Origin of the sequence: Dactylosporangium sp. CA-092794 (assembly GCF_050948465.1) — a bacterium.
In the GTDB taxonomy this organism is placed as follows: Bacteria; Actinomycetota; Actinomycetes; order Mycobacteriales; family Micromonosporaceae; genus Dactylosporangium.
Genome location: NZ_CP192044.1, coordinates 579,279 through 600,230, shown reverse-complemented (window position 1 = coordinate 600,230; position 20,952 = coordinate 579,279). Strand labels below are relative to the sequence as shown.

Here is a 20,952-nt window from a genome sequence, read left to right as displayed (position 1 = left end):
CTGAGGCAATGCCGGTGTTGACGAGCAACCTCGACCCGCGCGGCAATGCCTATGCCGAGAACCGGCAGGCGATGCTCGAGCGGCTGACCGAGCTCGAGTCGGCGCTGCGGCAGGCGCGCGCCGGCGGGGGCGAGAAGTACGTGACCCGCCACCACGCCCGCGGCAAGCTGCTGCCCCGGGAGCGCATCGAACTGCTGGTCGACCGCGACTCGCCGTTCCTGGAGCTGTGCCCGGTGGCCGCGTGGGGCACCGACTACCCGGTCGGGGCGAGCGTGGTGGCCGGCATCGGCATCGTCGAGGGCGTGCCCTGCGTGATCGTGGCCAACGACCCGACCGTGCGCGGCGGCGCGGTCAACCCGTTCGCGCTGAAGAAGACCCAGCGGGCCGGGCAGATCGCCCGGGAGAACCGGCTGCCGCTGGTCAACCTGGTCGAGTCGGGCGGCGCGGACCTGCCGCAGCAGGCCGAGATCTTCATCCCCGGCGGGGCCGCGTTCCGGGACCTGACCCGGCTGTCGGCGGCGGCGATCCTGACGGTGGCGGTGGTGTTCGGCAACGCGACCGCGGGCGGCGCCTACATCCCCGGCATGTCCGACTACACGATCTTCGTGCGCGACCGGGCCAAGGTGTTCCTGGCCGGGCCGCCGCTGGTGAAGATGGCCACCGGCGAGTCGGTGGACGACGAGACGCTGGGCGGCGCGGTGATGCACGCGACCCGCTCGGGCCTGGCCGACTTCGTCGCCGAGGACGAGCGCGACGCGCTGCGGCTGGCCCGCGGCTGTATCCGCAACTTCGGGCAGTTCGCGAATCGGAGGTTCGGCGCCGACCCGAAGTACGACGCCGACGACCTGCTGGGCATCCCGAGCGCCGACCTGCGGGTGCCGTTCGACCCGCGGGAGATCCTCGCCCGGGTGCTCGACGGCAGCGAGTTCGACGAGTTCAAGCCCGCCTACGGCACCGCGCTGTGCACCGGCTGGGGCGCGATCCACGGCCACCGGGTCGGGGTGCTGGCCAACGTCCGCGGGGTGCTGTTCTCCGCCGAGGCGCAGAAGGCGGCCCAGTTCATCCAGCTGGCCAACAGCGGCGGCACGCCGCTCATCTTCCTGCAGAACACCACCGGCTACATGGTCGGCAGCGAGTACGAGCAGGGCGGCATCATCAAGCACGGCGCCCTAATGATCAACGCGGTGGCGAACTCGCGGGTCCCGCACCTGACGATCAACATCGGGGCGTCCTACGGCGCCGGCAACTACGGCATGTGCGGCCGCGCCTTCGAGCCGCGGTTCCTGTTCACCTGGCCCAACGCGAAGTCCGCGGTCATGGGGCCGCAGCAGCTCGCGGGCGTGCTGTCGATCGTGGCCCGGCAGGCCTCCGAGGCCAAGGGGCAGGCCTACGACGAGGAGCAGGACCGCACCATGCGGTTCATGGTCGAGCACAAGGTGGAGCAGGAGTCGGCGGCGCTGTTCCTGTCCGGCCGGCTGTACGACGACGGCGTGATCGACCCGAGAGACACCCGGACCGTGCTGGGCATGTGCCTGGCGCTCGTGGGCACCGGCGAGCGCGCCCAATTCGGCGTGTTCCGGCACTAGGGGGATAGCGACAGTGATCAGAAGGCTGCTGGTGGCCAACCGCGGCGAGATCGCGCGGCGGGTGTTCGCCACCTGCCGGGCGATGGGCATCGAGACGGTCGCCGTCTACTCCGACGCGGACGCCGACTCGCCCCACGCCGGCGAGGCCGACTACGCCGTGCACCTGCCGGGCAGCTCGCCGGCGGCGACGTATCTGCGCGGCGATCTGCTGATCGCGGCGGCCCGCAAGTGCGGCGCCGATGCGGTACACCCGGGATATGGCTTTCTCTCGGAAAACGCCGAGTTCGCCCGGGCGGTGATCGACGCCGGCCTGACCTGGGTCGGCCCGTCGCCGAAGGCGATCGCGCTGATGGGCTCGAAGATCGAGGCCAAGGCGCTGCTGGCCGAGGCCGGGGTGCCGATGCTGCCCACGGCCCTGGAGCCGGAGGCCGTCGACGCCTTCCCGGTGCTGGTCAAAGCGTCCGCGGGCGGCGGCGGGCGGGGCATGCGGATCGTGCGCGACCGCGAGTCGCTCGCCGAGGCGGTGGCGGCCGCGCGGCGCGAGGCGGCGTCGGCGTTCGGCGATGGCACGGTCTTCTGTGAGCGGTACATCGAACGCGCCCGCCACATCGAGGTCCAGATCATGGCCGACGCGCACGGCACCGTGGTGCCCCTGGGCGAGCGCGAGTGCTCGATCCAGCGCCGGCACCAGAAGATCGTCGAGGAGACCCCGTCCCCGGCGGTCGACGCGGCCCTGCGCGAGCGGCTCTGCCAGGCCGCGATCAGCGCGGCCCGCGCGGTCTCCTACGTCGGCGCCGGCACGGTCGAGTTCCTGCTGGCCCCCGGCGGCGAGTTCTTCTTCCTGGAGATGAACACCCGGCTGCAGGTGGAACACCCGGTCACCGAGTGCGTGGTCGGCGTGGACATGGTCCGGCTGCAGCTGGTCGTGGCCGAGGGCGGCGCGCTGCCGTTCAGCGGGCCGCCGCCGCTGCGCGGGCACGCCATCGAGGTCCGGCTGTACGCCGAGGATCCCGCCTACGCGTGGATGCCTTCCACCGGTACCCTCCACCGCTTCGACGTGCCCGGCGTCGCGCACAGCTTCGGCCCGCTGCCCGCGCCCGGGCTGCGGCTGGACTCCGGCGTCGCCGACGGCTCGGTCATCGGCGTGCACTACGACCCGATGCTCGCCAAGCTGATCGCCTGGGCGCCGACCCGCGCCGAGGCGGCCCGGATGCTCGCCGGCGCGCTCGCCCGGGCCCGCATCCACGGCGTGACCACGAACCGCGACCTGCTCGTTCGGGTGCTGCGGCATCCGGCGTTCCTGTCCGGCGGTACCGACACGGGCTTCTTGGACCGGCTCCCCGAGGTCTTCGCGCCGCTGCTCTCCTCCGTCGACGCGGTCCGCCTGTCCTGCCTCGCCGCCGCGCTGGCCGGCGCCGCCCGCCGGGCCAAGACCGCCCTGCTCCCCGGCCTGCCCTCCGGCTGGCGCAACGTGCCCAGCGCGCTGCAGACGGTGGTGTACGAGGGGCCGACCGGCACGGTCGAGGTCGGCTACCGGCTGGACCGGGCCAACGACCTGGCCGCCTGGGCGGTGCGCCGGATCGACCCGGAGGACATCGGCCTGCCCGGCGCGGCACTCGACCCGGCCGGCGCCACGGACCACCCGCCCGCGGCGATCCTCACCGCGACCGGCGAGCGGGTGGTGCTCGACGTCGGCGGCGTGCGGCTGCAGTTCGCGGTGCACGAGGTCGACGGGGTGTCCTTCGTGGACAGCCCGGAGGGCTCGGTGGCGCTGACCGAGCTGCCGCGGTACCCCCTGCCCGCGGCCGAGCAGCCCGAGGGCTCGCTGATCGCGCCGCTGCCCGGCGCGGTCGGCCGGGTGCTCGTCGTGCCCGGCCAGCGGGTCGCGGCCGGCGAGCTGCTGCTCACGGTGGAGGCGATGAAGCTCGAGCACCCGGTGCACGCCCCCACCGACGGCGTCATCAGCGACCTGCGGGTCGCGGCCGGCTCGCAGGTCGAGTCCGGCGCCCTCCTGGCGGTGCTCACCCCCTCATAGTCGTTTGGAGCCTTCCCAGTGGACTTCGACTACACCCCTCAACAACAGGACCTCCGCGACGCCGTGGCCAAGCTCGGCAAGCGCTACGGCCACGACTACTACGTGCGCAAGGCCAAAGCCGGCGAGCACACCGACGAGCTGTGGGAGGAGGCCGCCCGCCTGGGGTACCTCGGCGTCAGCGTGCCCGAGGAGTACGACGGCGGTGGCGGCGGCATCACCGAGCTCGCGATCGTCTGCGAGGAACTGGCCGCGGCCGGCGCGCCGCTGCTGCTGCTCGTCGTCTCCCCCGCCATCGCCGCCACGATCGTGGCCAAGCACGGCACGCCGGCCCAGCGCCAGGCGATGCTGCCCGGCTTCGCGGCCGGCACGCTGAAGGTCTGCTTCGCCATCACCGAGCCCGACGCCGGCTCCAACTTCCACAAGCTGACCACCGTCGCCCGCCCGTTCGACGGCGGCTACGCCTTGACCGGCCGCAAGGTGTACATCTCCGGCGTCGACGAATCCGACAAGATCATGCTGGTGGCCCGCCTGGAGGACGAGCGCACCGGCAAGCTGAAGCCGGCCCTCTTCGTCGTGCCGACCGACGCGCCGGGCCTGACCGCCACCAAGCTCGACATGGAGATCGTCAGCCCCGAAAACCAATTCCTGGTGTACCTCGACGACGTGCGCGTCCCGGCCGAGGCCCTGATCGGCGAGGACCCCGAGGCCGGCCTGCCCGCGCTGTTCTCCGGCCTCAACCCGGAGCGGATCACGGTCGCCGCGATGGCCTGCGGCACCGCCCGCTACGCGCTCGAGCGGGCCAGCACCTACACCGCGACCCGGGCGGTGTGGGGCCGCCCGATCGGCACCCACCAGGGTGTGGCCCACCCGCTCGCGCACGCCCAGATCCAGGTCGAGCTGGCCCGCTTGATGGTCGCCAAGGCGGCGGCTTTGTACGACGCCGGCCGCGACCTGGAGGCGGGCGTAGCGGCCAACATGGCGAAGTACGCCGCCGCCGACGCCGCCGCCCTGGCCGTCGACACGGCGATCCAGGCCCTGGGCGGCAACGGCATGACGACGGAGTACGGCGTGGCAACGCTGCTGGGCGCGACCCGCGCCACCCGGATCGCCCCCGTGTCCCGCGAGATGATCCTGAACTTCGTCGCCCAGCACCTCCTGGGCCAGGAGAAGTCGTACTGACGACACCACCGGGGAGTGACCAGTCCATTGAGGCCGGTCACTCCCAGTCGCCGTCGAACCGCCTTTGAGCTGCGCAAACACGACCGAGGTACGCCGATCGATCGCGCACTCCGCACTGGTCGTTCGGTGTCGAACCGCGCCTGAGCTGCTCAAACTTCTGGGTGTCAATGTTTTGCGAACCACCCGGAAGGCAGTCGCGCCGTGCGCCTCCACTTCTCTGCTGGGCATCCCGCAGCCGGTCATCGTTCACCTGCCCGCCACGCCGCCATCGCCGTGACCGCCTCGATCGCCGCCCTGGCCTGGACCGCCGTCCCCGCCGTCGCCCGCGGGGGCTGGACCGCCGTCACCGACGTGCTGGTCCTCGGCCGCGCCGCCCAGTTCGCCCCGACCACTCCCCAGCCCCGGACGGACCCCACCACCGCGCCCGCCCCCGGCTCTGCCGGCCCCGCCTCCCCCGGCCCCGTCTCGGCCGGCGGCCAAGGCGGCTCGGCCGCTCATCTCGCTCCGGTGTTGATCGCCCAGCCCGTAGCGTCGTCGACCAGGTCACCCAACCTGGAGCGGGGCGGCCGGATCATCGGCATCGGCGCACCGCCCGCCCAGGCCACCGAGCCGGCCCCCACCACGCCGCCACCCGCCGCTGCACCACCACCCGCCGCCACACCGCCGGCGGCGACTCAGCCCGCCACGGCGCCCCCCACCGAAACCGCTCCCGCCACCGCCCCCTCGGGCCCCGCCGACTCCGGCAGTTCCGGCTCGTCCGGCTCGGCCGGCACCTCCGGCTCGGCGGGCACCTCGGGGGGTTCGGCGGGCACCTCCGGGGGCTCGGCCGGCGACTCCGTCAGCGCCCCGCAGACCGAGTCCGTGCCGGCCCCTCCCGCAGCGGCATCGGACTCGACCACGCCGGCCGCCACCTCACCCACCACGGCATGAACCGCGCCGAACTCCGCGTCCTGGCCACCGCCACATCACTGGCCGCCACCCTGGGCGGCGCCGGCTTCGCCTTCGAGGGCGTCCTGGGCACCACGGACACCAGCCCCATCAACGGCCGCGGCGGCGGCCTGCAGCCCCTGGTGGTACAACCGGACAGCGTACGGTCCCTGTTCGACAGCGAGGACGGCCTGTTCCCGGGCCACAGCGCCGACATCTCGATGCGCGTCGCCAACCCGAACCGCGTGACGATGACCATCACGTCCATCACCCCCGCCGCGGCATCGGCGAGGACGGTTACCGGAGGCACCACCCCGGACGACTCCCCAACACACGAATACTGCACCGCCCAGCTCACCCTGGACCCCGCCCCGAGATTCGCCATCGACAACCACCCGGCAACCCACCGCATAGCCCCCAACACGGAGGCGACAATCGTCCTCCGCTCCGCGGTGACCCTGGCCCCGGACACCGACGACCGCTGCCAGCGCATGCAGTTCCAAACCCGCTGGACCGTCGCCGGCCAGAGCACCTGACACACGCCCACGCCGCGCTCGCCAACCGCCCCGACCCGGTCGGTCGGGCGGCGGGCACGTGCCGCGCGGCCAGGCGGCAGCCAACGACCACCGCAGGCTGAGCGTCAACGCCCGCTGGCGGGGCACAGCGCTCACCGACGCCGACTCCCAGGCCGGCACCGCATGACGGATGGTCCGATTTATCCCCCGGCGAGCGAAATATCCGACACACCCGACACGGCGCGGACGAATGTCTCCGCGATCATGCTGCCCGCCACGGCCGCACCACGGGTTTGCCATGATCCCGGAGACTTTCGGTACACAGGTGTACATGGACACTCCGTGATCATGAAAAACCGTTGGGGTCGACAGCGGGTGCGGCATGATCGCGGAGACTTCTGGTCGTGTTCTGGTCGCTGCGCAGTGATCTGCGGCGTGCAGCCCCCGACGTGTAGGACGCAGCCCGACCCGACCCGACCCGACCCGACCCGACCCGACCCGACCCAGCGCAGCCCGGCGCGGCGCGACGCAAACCCGGCGCGGCCCAGCCCAGCCCAGCCCGGCGCGGCCCAGCCCGGCGCGACACGGCGCGAACCCGGCCCGGCGCGAACCCGGCCCGACGCGGCCGGGCCTGGCGCGGACCCGGACTCGGCGGCGGCGGGCTGTGGGCGGCGGCTAGCGGGACTTGTGGAGTTGGTCGCCGGTCAGGGCATTGGCGCCGCGGCCGGCCAGGCAGCGGAAGGTCGTCGGGTGGGAGCGCTGGTCGGCGAGGGTCGGTAGGAGCACGTCGATGTCCCAGGTCGAGGCGGTGATGTTGACCAGGGCCAAAGTCGGCGGGCTGCAGACCGTGGCCACGGCCGGGTCGGACTTGTCGGACACGTGGCTGCCGCTGGGGAGGTCGCCGTAGGCGAACACCTCCCACGTGTGCCGGCCTCCGCAGTCGACCGGGGCCGGCTTCGCGTCGTAGCACTCCGAGGTGGCCGAGCACAGGGCGCCGGCCGGAGCGACCAGGCCGCAGGGTGTCGTCGACGGCGTCGCGGTGGCCGTCGTGGGGGGTGTGGAGGGGCCGGCGGCGGCCGCCGTGGCCGTGGAGGATTCGGTTGGATCCGGGGTGCCGCCGCCCGTGCTGAACGCGATGGCCACCGCCGTGAGCGCCGCAACCGCCAGCAAACCGCCGATCACGCCGACCCAGAGACCGGTCCGTCGCCCGGCGAGCGAACCACCGGGCGAATCGGACGAATTTGCCCCAACCGCCCCGGAACCCACCGATCCCTCGGCAACCCCCGAGCCACCAGAACCCGCCGAGCCACCAGAGCCCGCCGAGCCACCAGAGCCCGCCGAGCCACCAGAGCCCGCCGAGCCATCAAAAGCCCCCAGGCCGCCGGAAGACGCAAAGCCGCCAGAAGACCCAGAGCCGCCGGAAGACGCAAAGCCGTCGGAAGACGAGGTGCCGCCGGAAGGGGCGAGGCCGCCGGAAGACGAGGGGCCGCCGGAAGGCCCGAAGCCGCCGGAGGACGACGAGCCGGCGGAGGGCACCGCGCTGTCAGCAGACGGGCCGCCGACAGCGCCCAGCCCGCCGGAAGACCCAAAACCGCCGGAAGACGAGGTGCCGGAAGACGAGCGGCCGGACGACGACGGGGCGGGTGGGGTGGAGCGGGCGGCGATCGGGTCGGTCGGGGGCTCCTCGGGGCCGGGCTCGTGCGGGACGGTCTGCTCCGGGTCGCGCGGGAAGCCGCCCAGGAACGGCGAGTCGAGCAAGCGGTCGGCCGGAGGCGGTGGCGGTGGCGGGGATGAGGACGAGGGCAGCGGCGGTGAGGTGTAGACCGGCTCGAGCGGGGGCGAGCCGAGCGGGGGCACGGTGTTGGGCGGGGGCGGCGCCAGCCGCAGGCCGATGAGGGCGTCGCGCAGCTGGAGGGCCGTGGGGCGGGCGGCGTCGTCGTTGGCCATGCCGGCGCGGAGGATGGCCATCAGGTCGGCGGGGCAGCCGGGGACGTCGGGGATGTGCTCGTTGAACATGTCGACCAGGGAGAGCAGGCTCGGCATGTGGTCCTCGCGCCAGCGGGGTGGGCGGCCGCGCATCAGGGCATAGAGCGTGGCGCACAGGGCATAGACGTCGGCGGGTGGGCCGGGGGGTGCGTGGCGGAAGGTCTCGGGTGGGGCGTAGGCGGGGGTGAGCACGTCGAGGGTGATCGACACGTCGCGCCACTCGGCCAGGATGGCCAGGCCGAAGTCGGCCAGGGCGGGCTCGCCGAAGCGGCTGAAGAGGATGTTGGCCGGCTTGACGTCGCGGTGGAGGACGCCGAGGGAGTGGGCGTCGGCCAGAGCATCGGCAATCTTGAAGCCGACCTCGCGGGCCTCGGCGGGGCTGAGCGGGGCGGTGCGCATGCGCTCGGCGTAAGAGCCGTCGCAGAGCTCCATGACCAGATATGGATGGCCGTCGCCGGTGACGCCGGCGTCGAAGAGGTCGACCACGTGCGGGTGGCTGGACATGCGGCCGGCGGCGCGGGCCTCGCGCAGGAATCGGCGGCGGTCGCGCTCGGTCTCGATCGTGCGGTTCTCCACCTTGACGGCGACTTCGCGGCCGACCGACTCCTGCTGGGCCCGGTAGACGGTGGCGTAGCCGCCGCGGGCCAGCACGGAGAACCCGGTCAGGCCGGGCACCGTGGGCAGGGGGGCCGATGCGGTCACGGCTAAGACGGTACGGCAGGGGTATGACAATTCCTCGTCACGGCCGACCTCAGGACTCGGCCACCACCGCAACGGAGCCGGACGTGTACTCGCTGTTGGCGTCGAGTGCTTCGGCGAGTACCGCCGCCGCATAATCCCGGCTGCGAACGTCCTCTGCCGGCAGAGTCTGCGCCTGCCGGGCCCAGTCGAGGGCCTCGGCGTTGCGCCCGGCCGCCAGCAGCGCCGCGGCGTAAGCGGCCACCGCGTGCCGGCGGGAGAAGATCACCGACGGGCCGGGGCGGTCCGCCGCGACGCAGCCGAGCACCTCCAGCGCCGCGCCCTGATCGCCCTGGGCCAGCCGGGCCAGGCCGAAGAGCACGCGCGGGCCGACCTTGGCCGGCTCCAGCACATCGCCGGTGTCGACCACCTCCAGCACCGCCCGGGCGTCGGCCTCGGCGGCCACCGGGTCGCCGCGGTCCAGGCTGACGAAGCCGCGGATGGTCCGGGACATGCCGAGCAGCAGCGGGTGGCGGGTCTTCTCGGCGTACTCCATGGCATCGGAAAGCAGGTCATAGGCGTGCGCGTGCTCCGACAGCTCGCGCGCGACCACGCCGCGGACCACCAGCGCCAGGCCCCGGCCCCAGTCGTCGCCGGCCGCGGCGAACTCGCGGTAGGCCCGCCGGGCCTCGCGGTCGGCCTCGGCCAGGTCGCCGCTCTCCGCCGCGGCGAACGCCTCGACCGCGCGCAGCGTGCCGACCGCCCACGCGTCGCCGACCCGCTCGCCGAAGGGCAGGAAGGCCTTGGCCAGGCGGCGGGCCTCGCCGAGCCGGCCGGCCAGCAGCCGCACGAACGCGGTCGTGCCGCGCAGCCAGGCCCGCCCGACCGGGTCGCCGAGCTCGGCGAAGCGGCGGGCGGCCCGCCCGAGGGCGGCGTCGGCGCCGGCGAAGTCGCCGCGGGTGGTGGTCACCCAGGCCAGGTGCTGCAGCGACCAGGCCTGGGCGCGCCGGTCGCCGGCGGTGACCGCGATCTGGAACGACTCCGCGAACCGGCCGCCGGCCTCGGCCAGGCGGCCCTCCAGGAAGTCGGCCATGCCGAGGCGGCGCATGGCGTCGCCGCGCTCGTAGGTCAGGTGCGCCTCCGTGGCGGCGTCCAGCGCCTCGGTGAGGGTCCGGTAGCTGCGCCGGTGGTCGCCCATGGCCCGGTAGGCGCGCCCGGCCACGAGCAGGGCGCCGACCCGCACCGTGGCGTCGTCGCCGGCGTTGGCCGTGATCTTCTCGGCGTACCCCAGCGCGTCGGCCGAGCGGCCCAGCTGGAGCAGCGCGCGGGCGTGCACGAGCCGGTCGGCGGCCGGCAGGGTCCCGCCGCCCAGCGCGGCGGCCCGCTCGGCGGCCTGCGCGGCCTGGGCCGGCTCCCCGCCGGCCAGCGCCGCCCGGGCGGCCCGGCCCAGCGCCTGCACGCCCAGCGGCGCGGCGGAGCGGGCCAGCGAGTCGGGGCGCAGCCCGACGATGTCGGCGAGCTTGCCGGCCCGCTCGGCGTGCTCGGCGATGAAGGCGTCGGCGGTGCCCACGGTCATGTTGAGGCCGGAGACGTTGCCCGTGCCGCCGGCGGCCAGGAAGGCGGTGACGGCGGCCGAGGCCCACCGCGACAGCGCGGCGTGCCGCTCGGCCAGGTCGGCCTTGCCGATGCCGGCATACGCGGCCTCGCGCAGCAGCGGCGTGGCGAAGGCGAACCCGCCCCGGCTGCGGCGCAGCATGCGGCGCTGCAGCAGTTCCTCGACGGCCCGCTCCAGCTCGACCGCGGCGACGACCGCGGGCCGGGCCGGCTGGCCGGGCGGGTTGAAGCGCAGCGCCTCCAGGGCGCGCGCGGGCACGGTGTCGCCGATGACCGCGGCGTCGCGCAGGACGGCGCGGGTGTCGGCCGGCAGCGCGTCGATGCGGGCGGCGAGGACCGCGGCGAGGTCGCGGGAGAGCAGCCGGCCGCCGAGCGAGCCGGGCGCGAGCCGCCAGCCGGGCGGCTCGGTGCCCGCCACGGTGGTCAGCGCGCCGCGCTCCTGCAGCAGCGTGACCAGCTCGGACAGGTAGAACGGGTTGCCCTGGGCGGTGGCCAGCAGCCGGTCCTCGTCGGGCGCGGCGAGGCGTCCGCCGCCGAGGTACGCCGAGAGCAGCCGGGCCGCGTCGGCCCCGCGCAGCGGCGGGATCGGCACCACCTCGGCGTCGGCGATGCGGGTCAGCACGCCGGCCGAGCGGACCAGCTCGGGGCGGCCGAGCAGCACGATGAGCACCGGGCCGGTGAGGCCCTCGATGGTGGCGCCGAGCGCGTCGAGCGTCTCCGGGGTGGCGTCGTGCAGGTCGTCGACGATGACCACCAGCGGCGTCTCCGCGGCGAGCCCGGAGAGCAGCTCCGCGACGGCGTTGGGCACGGCGTCCAGGTCGAGCTCGTCGGGCTTGCCGCCGGGCGCGACCCACGCGGTGTCGCCGATGTCTTCGGTGTACCCGATGAGCGTGAGCAACAGGTCGCTGTTGAACCGTGGCGGCTCCGGGCGCCCGCGCGCGGCCCGGGCCAGGCGCTGGGCGAGCCGGCGCAGCCGCTCCTCGACGGCCTCACGGGTCAGCGCGGCGTCGGGCGGGAGGCCCATCGCGGCGCGGACCAGGTCGGCCAGCGGGGCGAGCCGGCGCCGCTCGCCGAACGCGGCGCAGTGCACCGAGAGCACCCGGGCGCCGCCGCCCGGGGCGAAGCCGACGCTGGGCGTGTAGCCGGCGCCGCCGAGGTATCCGGCGGCGAACCGCTCGACCTCGCCGGCCAGCCGGGTCTTGCCCAGGCCGGCCTCGCCGGTGAAGACCAGCACGCGCGGCTCGTGCCGGTCGGCGATCTCGGCGAGCCGGCCGGAGACCCGGGCCAGCTCCGCCTCGCGGCCGACGAACGGCGCCTCGTCGCCCAGGCCGGACCGGGTGCCGGGGGCGTCGAGCAGGCCGAGCAGCTCGAACGCCTCGACCGGCTCGCGCTTGCCCTTGAGCCGCAGCGGGCGCAGCGCCCGCCAGGAGGCGAGCCGCCGGGTGGACGACGCCGTGCGGTCGCCCGCATACACGGCGCCGATCGCCGCGGCGTCGGCCAGCCGGGCGGCGGTGTTCACGGTGTCGCCGATGACGGTGTACTCGATGCCGGCCTGCACGCCCGCGACCACCGGCCCGGTGTTGAGCCCGATGCGCAGCCCCAGCGGCGCGCCGCCGCCGCGCTCGTCGTCGAGCACGCGGCGCACCGCGCGCTGCATGGACAGCGCGGCGCGCACCGCCCGCTCGGCGTCGTCCTCGTGCGCGACCGGCGCGCCGAACACCGCCATGATCCCGTCGCCGGTGAGCTTGTCGACGTGCCCGCCGAAGGTCTTCACGGCGCCGGCCAGCGCGGCGAGCACCCGGTCGGTCACGGCGCCGACCCGCTCCGGGTCGAGGTCCTCCGACCAGGCGGTGAAGTCGGACAGGTCACCGAAGAGGACGGTGACGATCCGCCGCTCGGCCGCCGGCAGGGTGGCGGCCGCGGGCAGCGCCGAGCCACAGTGGTGGCAGAACCGCGCACCGGGAACGGCCACAGTCCCGCACACCGAACACGTCACGTTGCATCCAACCCGCGAATGGGTGGGTGTGATTCCCGTCGCAGGAAATCGAGCTGCGCGCGCACGCTGAGCTCGGCGGCGGGCCAGAGGCCGCGGTCGACGTCGGCGTAGACCCGGGCGACGATCTCGGGGGCGTCGGTGGCGCCCGCCGCGAGGGCCGCGCGCACCTGCTCCAGGCGGGCCTCGCGGTGCGTGCGGTAGAAGCGGGCGGCGACGCCGGTGTCGTGCAGCGCGGGGCCGTGCCCGGGCAGCGCCGGCCGCCCGTCGAGCGCGGCCAGCCGGGCCAGGCTCGCCAGGTAGTCGCCGAGGTCCCCGTCGGGCCAGGCCACGACCGTGGTGCCCCGGCCGAGAATGGTGTCACCGGTCAGCACGATTTCTTGGCCGCGGTACCGCACGACGAAGCACACCGAGTCCTTGGTGTGCCCCGGCGTGGACAGCGGTTCGACCACGACCCCGGCGATGTCGAGCCCGTCGCGCACCGGCGGCCGGTACACCGGCGCCCCGGTCAGCTCGGCCAACCGCGGCACCCCTTCGGTGTGGTCCTGGTGACCGTGGGTGAGCACGATGGCGGCGACGGGCGCGTGCGCGGCGACGGCCCGCAGGTGGCCCTCGTCGAGGGGACCCGGGTCGACCACGATGGCCGCGCCGTCGGGGGCACGCAACAGCCAGGTGTTGGTGCCGTCCAGCGTCATCGGCCCCGGGTTGGGCGCGCGGACCAGCGTCACCCACTTGGGCAACGTTTCCAGCAATTCGGCGGCGGGGGTGGTGACGTGGCTTACCACGAAAGAATCGTACGGCGGGGCCGAACGTGCGACACGTCACCCGACTGGCCAATGGATCACAGGCCGGGCCCGGAAATGCCCGCCATCCACCATGACGGACATTTCCGACATTTTCGCTATGGAGGACTCAGGCGATCTCCAGGATCGCCTCGACCTCGACCGGCGCGTTGAACGGCAGGGCGGCCACGCCGACCGCGCTGCGCGCGTGCCGGCCCGCCTCCCCGAACACCTCGGCGAGCAGCTCCGACGCGCCGTTGACGACCGCCGGCTGGGCGGTGAAGCCCGGCGAGGACGCGACGAACCCGAGCAGCTTCACGACCTTCACCACGCGCCCCAGGCCCACCAGGCCCTCGACGGCGGCGAGGATGTTGACGGCGCAGGTGCGGGCGGCCTGCTTCGCCTGCTCGGGGGTGACCTCGCCGCCCACCAGGCCGGTCGCCGACAGGGTGCCGTCGACCAGCGGGAGCTGACCCGAGACGTACACATAGTTACCGGTCTGCACGGCCGGGATGTAGGCGGCGGCCGGCGGTACCACGGCCGGAACGGTGATCCCGAGCTCCGCGAGCCGGGCGTAGACGTCGGCCATGCTCAGCCTGCCTTCGGACGCTTGAAGTAGGCGACGAGGTTCTCCGGGTTGGGGCCGGGCACGATCGCCACCAGCTCCCAGCCCTCCTCGCCGAAGTTGTCCAGGATCATTTTCGTGTTGTGGACCAGCAGCGGTGCGGTCAGGTACTCCCATTTCTGCATGTGGGGACAGTATCGCCGGGCGGAGCGGGCCCGTCGGGCACAGCCTGATATCGAGGGGCCCCGCGGGTCGCCCCGTGACGCTACTGTGAGGGCCGCCGTCGCGCATATATCGCACAGAGGTGGGAGAAATGACGCAACCGCCGCCGTACCCGGGCCAGCCGGAGTACCCAGGCCAGCCGGGTCAGCCGGTTCCGGGCTGGCCGCCGCCGCCCGGGCAGGAGCCGTTCGCGCCGCCCACCTCGGCCCCGCCCACCTCCGGCCAGCCTTACGCGGCGCCGTATCCGCCCACCGGCCAGATCCCCGCGACCGGCGCGTTCGGCCAGCCGACCAGCCAGTTCCCGCCGCCGACGGGGCAGTTCCCGACCGGGCCGGTGCCGCAGCCGTTCTCCGGACCGCCGGCCTCCGGGCCCCCGTTCGCCGGCCCGCCGCCCGGCTACCCGATGTATCCGCAGGCCGCACCGCCCAAGAAGGGCCGCGGCCTGATGATCACGCTGATCGTCGTGGTCGTGCTGCTGGTGCTCGGCGGCGGTGGCGGCGCCGCGGCGTATTTCGTGATGCAGAACAACGAGGGCACCGGCCAGCCGACCCCGGTCGAGGCGGTCAACGGGTTCCTGACCGCGGTGTACAAGAACAAGAGCAGTGCGGAAGCGCTCAAGTTCGTCTGCCCGACGTCGCGCGACAAGGACAAGCTCGCCGCCCGGGTCGACGAGATCCGCCGGTTCGACGCCGGGCTGAGCAGCCCGACCTACACCTGGCCGGCGCCGACGGTGGAGAAGCAGGACACCAAGGAGGCCACGCTGGTCGTGCCGGTCAAGGTGACGACCACCGACGAGAAGGTCTCCGAGACGAAGTACAAGTACCTCGCCACGCACGGCAAGGGCTGGTGGGTGTGCGAGATCACGGCGGCGTGATTCGTCGCCGGCACCAGGTAGCGTCGAGGGCGTGACGGCGCGCGACTCGACCGACGGGCGTGGCGGCTACGGCTGGCCCGCCCGCCTGCATGTGGTCACCGGCAAGGGCGGCACCGGCAAGACGACCGTGGCCGCCGCCCTGGCCCTCGCCCTGGCCCGCGACGGCCGGCGGACGCTGCTCATCGAGGTGGAGGCGCGGCAGGGCATCGCCCAGTTGTTCGACCGCGACCCGCTGCCCTACCGGGAGCTGCGCATCGCCACGGCCCGCGGCGGCGGGGAGATGCGGGCGCTGGCGGTGGACGTCGAGGAGGCGCTGCTGGAGTACCTCGAGATGTTCTACCGGCTGGGCATGGCGGGCCGGGCCCTGCGCAAGGTCGGCGCGGTGGACTTCGCCACCACGATCGCCCCGGGCATGCGCGACGTGCTGCTCACCGGCAAGATCAAGGAGGCGGTCACGCGGACCGTCGACGGCCGCCGGGTCTACGACGCGGTCGTGCTCGACGCCCCGCCGACCGGGCGGATCGGCCGGTTCCTCAACGTGACCGCCGAGACGGCCCGGCTGGCCAAGGTCGGCCCGATCAAGACGCAGAGCGAGGGCGTGGCGGCCATCCTGCGCTCGCCGATGACCGCCGTGCACGTGGTCACCCTGCTGGAGGAGATGCCCGTGCAGGAGACGGCGGACGCCATCGACGAGCTCACCCGGCTCGGCATTCCCATCGGTACCGTCGTGGTCAACGCCACCCGGCCACCCATTCTGGCGGGCGTGAAGGTGACCCAGGCCGACCTGCGCCGGGGGCTGGCCGCGGCCGACCTGCCGCCGGACAAGGAGCTGCTCGCCGGGCTGGTGGGCGAGGCGCGGGCCTATCAGACCCGGGTGGCCGCCGAGGCGTCGCTGCGCGCCGACCTGCAGGGCCTCGGTCGGCCGGTGGTCGAGTTGCCGGTGCTCCCCGAGGGTGTGACGCGGGACGCGCTGGAGTCCCTCGGTGATCTGCTCCTCATGACTGCTTGAGCAAGCGCTCAGCGGATACGCTCGCAGAGTGCCTCCCACTGCTCAGCTGCCCCGGCCGCCCGATCTGGATCTTGACGCGATCCTCGCCGACCGGGCGATCCGCATCGTGGTGTGCTGCGGATCCGGCGGTGTCGGGAAGACGACAACGGCCGCGGCGCTGGCGCTGCGGGCCGCCGAGGAGCACGGCCGCCGCACGGTGGTGCTGACCATCGATCCGGCCCGCCGGCTGGCCCAGGCGCTCGGCCTCACCGAGCTGGACAACACGCCCCGGCAGGTCAAGGGCCTGCAGCCGGACTCGGCCGAGCTGCAGGCGATGATGCTGGACATGAAGCGGACCTTCGACGAGGTCGTGCTCGCGCACACCGACCCGAAGAAGGCCGAGGAGATCTTCGCCAACCCCTTCTACCAGGCGATGAGCTCGACGTTCTCCGGCACGCAGGAGTACATGGCCATGGAGAAGCTGGGCCAGCTGCGGGCCCGCGACGAGTGGGACCTGATCGTGGTCGACACCCCGCCGTCGCGCTCGGCGCTGGACTTCCTCGACGCGCCGGCCCGGCTGTCGCGGTTCCTCGACGGCCGGATGCTGCGGCTGCTGCTCGCACCGGCCCGGGCCGGCGGGCGCAGCGTGTTCAACCTGGTCTCGGCCTCGTTCGGGCTGTTCGCCCGGACGGTGACGAAGATTCTCGGCGCGCAGCTGCTCAGCGACCTGTCGGGCTTCGTGGGCGCGCTCGACTCGATGTTCGGCGGGTTCCGCGAGCGGGCCGAGCAGACCTACCGCGTGCTGCAGGCGCCGGAGACGGCGTTCCTGGTGGTCGCGGCGCCGGAGCCGGACGCGGTGCGCGAGGCGGTGTATTTCGCCGGCCGGCTCGCCGCCGACCGGATGCCGCTGGCCGGCCTGGTGCTCAACCGGGTGGCGTCGGTCGGCGCGGCGAAGCTGTCCGCGGCCGACGCGCGGGCCGCCGCGGAGCGGCTCGAGGAACTCGGCGAGCACCCGGCGACGATCGACGTCCTGCGCGTGCACGCGGAACTGGCCGACCTGCGCGACCGGCAGTCGGCGGTGTCCGGGCGGTTCCTGCGCGCCCATCCCGGCGTGCCGGTGGTGCGCATCCCGGCACAGCCCGCCGACGTCCATGACCTCGACGGGCTGCGCGCGATTGGTGTGACCTTCGGGTAACTGCGGTAACTGACCTGTATGTGATGCTCAGCCGGTCGGAACCAGCTCCTTGGTGGTGTCCTTCTCGTCGCGGTCCATGGCCGCTTCGAACATCTTGCGCCAGCTGGGCACCTGCGGGTGACGGCGCAGCAACGCACGGCGCTCGCGCTCGGTCATACCGCCCCAGACTCCGAACTCGATCCGGTTGTCAAGGGCGTCCGCCAGGCACTCGTACCGCACAGGGCAGCTGCGGCAGATCCGCTTCGCCACGTTCTGCTCGGCGCCCTGGACGAACAAAGCGTCCGGGTCGCCATTGCGACACGCGGCGATGCTGGGCCAGTCGACGACCATGCTCATATTTCCTCTTCCCCCCTTGGACTCCCCCCGGGTCCATCCGCCGTGCTTGCCCCGGCGAAAAGCGCCCAAACCACGTCCCCCCATGGCATTCGGGTGCAGTTCGCCGGATTGCCCGGCGCGACAGCAGGGTCCCCGGCCACGGGAACCCCGAGAGGAGCTTTCCGGAACATCATGCTCTGTAGTCGTCCAGTTACGCAACGTTGTTGCACCAGGTTAACCGGCCTTTTGCGATCCACCAAAGGGACGATGGGTGCTACCGCTGCGTCACTCCCGGGTGCGATTTGCCCAGAATGCCGACGCCCCCGTGCCGCGTGCAGCACAATCGGAATCGGGTCAACCTCACGCTCGGTGTCACGCGTCTAGGACAACGAGGACGCGTCCATCTGGACGTGGCCTCATGACGTCGTCCCGTAGTCTGAGGCGGTGACCTGGATGCGCAAACGCGAGCACGGCCTGCTGCCCAACGCGGCTTCTTTGCTGCTGTGTGGGCTCTTGGCAGGGCTGGTGGTCGCTGCGGCCGCGTTCCCTGCGGTCGCAATGTCGGGCCTGGCGGCGAAGGCCGGCTCCGACACCTTCGAAAACCTCCCTACCGACATCGACGTGCTGCCGTCGCCGCAGATCAGCTACGTCTACGCGTCCGACGGCAAGACGCTCCTCGCGATGATGTACGACGAGAACCGCCGCGACGTGAAGATCGACGATGTCGCCCAGGTCATGCAGCAGGCGATCGTCGCGGCCGAGGACAACCGCTTCTACGAGCACCGCGGCGTCGATGTGAAGGGCGTGGCCCGCGCGTTCGTGGCCAACCAGAACGCCGGCGGCCAGACGGAGCAGGGCGCCTCGACGCTGACCATGCAGTATGTGCGCCAGGCGATCTCCTACTCGGCCAAGACGCCGCAGGAGGTCGTGGACGCCACCGACAAGACGCCCACCCGCAAGCTGCGCGAGATGAAGTACGCGATCGACCTGGAGAAGAAGCTCTCCAAGAAGGAAATTCTCGAGCGGTACCTCAACATCGCCGCCTTCGGCCACGGCGCCTACGGCGTCTACGCCGCCTCGCACGTGTACTTCGAGAAGGACCCCAAGGACCTGACGCTGCCCGAGGCGGCGCTCATCGCCGGCCTGGTGAAGGCGCCGGGCACCAACGACCCGGCCACGGCCGAGGGTCTGCCGCGGGCGCTGGACCGGCAGAAGTACGTGCTCAACCAGATGGTGACGATGGGGTACATCGACCGCGCCGCCGCCGACGCGGCCGCCAAGGAGAAGCTCAACATCGTCGGCAAGCGCACCCCGGAGGGCTGCGAGTCGGTGCAGCGCCCCGAGCTCGGCGCCGGCTTCTACTGCGACTACCTGCGCCGCTGGTGGATGGACCAGAAGGTCTTCGGCGAGGACCAGTACCAGCGCGCCAACCGGCTGCGGGCCGGCGGCTACACGGTGATCTCGTCGCTGGACGTCAAGACCCAGTCCGCCGCGTTCAAGTACGCGCAGCAACAGCCGCTGGTCTCCAAGGACCAGCAGGTCAAGCTGGGCCAGTCCAACGCGATGATGCTGGCCGCGATCCAGCCCGGCACCGGCCGGGTCCAGGCGCTCGCGACCAACCGCAACTTCAGCAACGACCAGTCGCAGAACGGGCCCAACACCAACCCGGACAAGAAGGGCCAGAAGGGTAACTGGCCCAACACCACGGTCCCGATGATCACCGGCGACTCGGACATCCCGGGCTACCAGGCCGGCTCCGCGTTCAAGATCTTCACCGCGGTCGCGGCGCTCGAGGCGGGCTACCCGCTGGCGACGACGATCAACACCGAGAAGCAGTTCGTCTCCAACTTCCCCATCGACCCGAAGAGCCCCGCCGCCTGCAACGGCCCGCACTACTGCCCGAAGAACTCCGGCGGGCAGTCCGGGCCGTACAACATGTGGACCGGCTTCGGCAGCTCCATCAACACGTTCTTCGTGCCGCTGGAGCAGATGGTCGGCGTCGACCACGTCGTCGACGTGGCCAAGCGCATGGGCATCCAGTTCAACGCGAGCGGCGACGCGGCCCTCGCGGCCAACCCGAAGCAGTGGGGCGCCTTCACCCTCGGCGTCAGCGCGACCACGCCGCTGCAGCTGGGCAACGCCTACGCCACGCTCGCCGCGGACGGCGTCTACTGCGAGCCGACCCCGATCCTCGAGGTCCGCGACAACAACGGCAAGAAGGTCGACGGGCTCGACCCGAAGTGCCGCCAGGCCATCGACCCGGAGGTCGCCCGGGCCGCCGTCGACATGGCCCGCTGCCCGGTCGGCGACCAGTCCGCGACCGGCAAGTGCGCCGGCGCGACCGCCGGCTACGCCCGCGACTTCGTGAAGCGGCCGATCGCCGGCAAGACCGGTACCACGGACTCGGAGAAGAGCGCCACGTTCACGGTCATGACCAAGCAGCTCGCGGTCTCGGGCTTCCTCACCGACCCGGACTGGCCCGAGACGAACAAGGACATGAAGCACCCACCGGTCAACTACGCCGCGCTGGCCACCCTGCGCGACGGCCTCGCCGGCCAGCCGATCGCGCAGTTCACGCCGCCGACGAAGGACAAGGCGCAGGGCAAGCTGGTCGACATCCCGTCGGTCAAGTGCCTCTCCGTCGACCAGGCCCGATCCAAGGTCAAGTCCGCGGGCTTCTCCGTCTCGGTCGCGAGCGCGCAGGTCGCGTCGCAGTGCCCGCCCGGCACCGTGGACCGCACCGAGCCGGCCGGCTCGACGGTCAAGGGCGGCCCGGTCGCGCTGGTCATCAGCAAGGGCCCGGGTGCGCAGGCCCCGCCGTTCGCCGGCGGGAACCAGAACGGCGACGTGCCGCGCGGGAACGGCAACGGCAACGGCCGGGGCAACAACTGCCCGCCGCCGTGGGTCTGCTGAACCACCGAGCACGACAACGGCGGGCGTCCCCGATCGGGGGCGCCCGCCGTTTTGCCGGGTGTCGGATTCCGGTCAGCTACCGGTGAGCTGAGCCTTGACGAGGGCGGCGACGCGGCCGCCCTCGGCCCGGCCGGCGACGGCGGCCTGCGCGGCCTTCATCGCCGGGCCCATGCTCTTCGGCCCGCTGAGCCCCGTGGCGGCCAGGGCGTCGCGCACGATGCCGGCGAGCTCCTCGTCGGACAGCTGCTTGGGCAGGTATCCGGCGATGACCTCCTCCTCCGCGCGCTCCTTCGCCGCCTGGGCCTCGCGGCCCGCGCCCGCGAAGGCCTCCGCGGCGTCGCGCCGCTTCTTGGCCTCCTTGGTGAGCACCGACATGATTTCGTCGTCGGAGAGCTCACGGGCGGCCTCCCCGGCGACCTCCGCGTTGCGCACCGCGGTGAGCGTCATCCGCAGGGTCGACGTCACCAGCTCGTCCCGAGCCTTCATGGCGTCGTGCAGATCCGACTGCAGGCGTGCCTTCAACATGAGAAAAGTCTATCCGTCCGATCTTGCTCATATTCCGTTGCTTTCCCGCCGGTACGCTGA

General features: G+C 73.0%; 14 protein-coding genes and 2 pseudogenes. 9 read left to right on the top strand and 7 right to left on the bottom strand.

Annotated features, from left to right (window positions below; all coding sequences use genetic code 11):
- Positions 1-8: 8 nt before the first annotated feature.
- From ACQPXD_RS02505 to ACQPXD_RS02485, 5 genes are all read left to right on the top strand, one after another.
- Positions 9-1,586 (top strand): acyl-CoA carboxylase subunit beta, encoded by a 1,578-nt coding sequence (locus ACQPXD_RS02505; protein WP_432834397.1) that lies wholly within the window; start codon positions 9-11, stop codon positions 1,584-1,586.
- Positions 1,587-1,599: 13 nt separating this feature from the next.
- The gene (locus ACQPXD_RS02500; RefSeq protein WP_432834395.1) at positions 1,600-3,621 is read left to right on the top strand and encodes a biotin carboxylase N-terminal domain-containing protein; all 2,022 of its coding nucleotides are present in this window, start codon (positions 1,600-1,602) and stop codon (positions 3,619-3,621) included.
- Positions 3,622-3,639: 18 nt separating this feature from the next.
- On the top strand, positions 3,640-4,800 hold the full coding sequence (locus ACQPXD_RS02495; RefSeq protein WP_432834393.1) for an acyl-CoA dehydrogenase family protein: 1,161 nt from the start codon (positions 3,640-3,642) through the stop codon (positions 4,798-4,800).
- A 273-nt stretch (positions 4,801-5,073) separates the two neighbouring features.
- Complete coding sequence (locus ACQPXD_RS02490) at positions 5,074-5,730, top strand: hypothetical protein (RefSeq protein ID WP_432834391.1); 657 nt, start codon at positions 5,074-5,076, stop codon at positions 5,728-5,730.
- The gene (locus ACQPXD_RS02485) at positions 5,727-6,263 is read left to right on the top strand and encodes a hypothetical protein (protein ID WP_432834390.1); all 537 of its coding nucleotides are present in this window, start codon (positions 5,727-5,729) and stop codon (positions 6,261-6,263) included. The genes ACQPXD_RS02490 and ACQPXD_RS02485 overlap by 4 nt, the downstream gene beginning before the upstream one ends.
- A 1,746-nt stretch (positions 6,264-8,009) precedes the next feature.
- Here the strand turns inward: ACQPXD_RS02485 and ACQPXD_RS02480 are convergent.
- The 5 genes and pseudogenes from ACQPXD_RS02480 to ACQPXD_RS02460 form a co-directional block, all read right to left on the bottom strand.
- Positions 8,010-8,930, bottom strand: a pseudogene (locus ACQPXD_RS02480) (serine/threonine-protein kinase); the annotation flags it as partial.
- A gap of 79 nt (positions 8,931-9,009) precedes the next feature.
- Positions 9,010-12,516 (bottom strand): annotated as a pseudogene (locus ACQPXD_RS02475) (adenylate/guanylate cyclase domain-containing protein); the annotation flags it as partial.
- Positions 12,513-13,298, bottom strand: a complete 786-nt coding sequence (locus tag ACQPXD_RS02470; protein ID WP_432834388.1) for an MBL fold metallo-hydrolase — start codon at positions 13,296-13,298, stop codon at positions 12,513-12,515. The pseudogene ACQPXD_RS02475 and the gene ACQPXD_RS02470, both read right to left, overlap by 4 nt.
- Positions 13,299-13,425: 127 nt before the next feature.
- Positions 13,426-13,884 (bottom strand): RidA family protein, encoded by a 459-nt coding sequence (locus tag ACQPXD_RS02465; protein ID WP_432834387.1) that lies wholly within the window; start codon positions 13,882-13,884, stop codon positions 13,426-13,428.
- Between the two features lie 2 nt (positions 13,885-13,886).
- Positions 13,887-14,045 carry a hypothetical protein gene (locus ACQPXD_RS02460; RefSeq protein ID WP_190251269.1) on the bottom strand — a complete coding sequence of 53 codons (159 nt, stop codon included), beginning with the start codon at positions 14,043-14,045 and terminating at the stop codon, positions 13,887-13,889.
- A gap of 128 nt (positions 14,046-14,173) precedes the next feature.
- On the opposite strand from ACQPXD_RS02460, the gene ACQPXD_RS02455 reads away from it, so the two are divergent.
- Genes ACQPXD_RS02455 through ACQPXD_RS02445 form a run of 3 tightly spaced genes read left to right on the top strand, consistent with a single transcriptional unit; the run spans position 14,174 to position 17,139 of the window.
- Complete coding sequence (locus ACQPXD_RS02455) at positions 14,174-14,956, top strand: Rv0361 family membrane protein (protein WP_432834385.1); 783 nt, start codon at positions 14,174-14,176, stop codon at positions 14,954-14,956.
- A gap of 31 nt (positions 14,957-14,987) precedes the next feature.
- Positions 14,988-15,965, top strand: coding sequence for an ArsA-related P-loop ATPase (locus ACQPXD_RS02450; RefSeq protein WP_432834383.1), 978 nt, complete (start codon positions 14,988-14,990; stop codon positions 15,963-15,965).
- Positions 15,966-15,993: 28 nt separating this feature from the next.
- The gene (locus tag ACQPXD_RS02445) at positions 15,994-17,139 is read left to right on the top strand and encodes an ArsA family ATPase (protein ID WP_432834381.1); all 1,146 of its coding nucleotides are present in this window, start codon (positions 15,994-15,996) and stop codon (positions 17,137-17,139) included.
- Between the two features lie 27 nt (positions 17,140-17,166).
- Here ACQPXD_RS02445 and ACQPXD_RS02440 read toward each other — a convergent pair whose 3' ends face one another.
- Positions 17,167-17,475 carry a WhiB family transcriptional regulator gene (locus tag ACQPXD_RS02440; RefSeq protein WP_432834379.1) on the bottom strand — a complete coding sequence of 103 codons (309 nt, stop codon included), beginning with the start codon at positions 17,473-17,475 and terminating at the stop codon, positions 17,167-17,169.
- 432 nt (positions 17,476-17,907) lie between these two features.
- Here ACQPXD_RS02440 and ACQPXD_RS02435 point away from each other — a divergent pair, with 432 nt between their 5' ends.
- Positions 17,908-20,367 (top strand): transglycosylase domain-containing protein, encoded by a 2,460-nt coding sequence (locus ACQPXD_RS02435; protein ID WP_432843559.1) that lies wholly within the window; start codon positions 17,908-17,910, stop codon positions 20,365-20,367.
- Between the two features lie 72 nt (positions 20,368-20,439).
- Here the strand turns inward: ACQPXD_RS02435 and ACQPXD_RS02430 are convergent, their stop codons facing one another.
- Positions 20,440-20,892 (bottom strand): GatB/YqeY domain-containing protein, encoded by a 453-nt coding sequence (locus ACQPXD_RS02430; RefSeq protein ID WP_432834377.1) that lies wholly within the window; start codon positions 20,890-20,892, stop codon positions 20,440-20,442.
- Between the last annotated feature and the right edge of the window lie 60 nt (positions 20,893-20,952).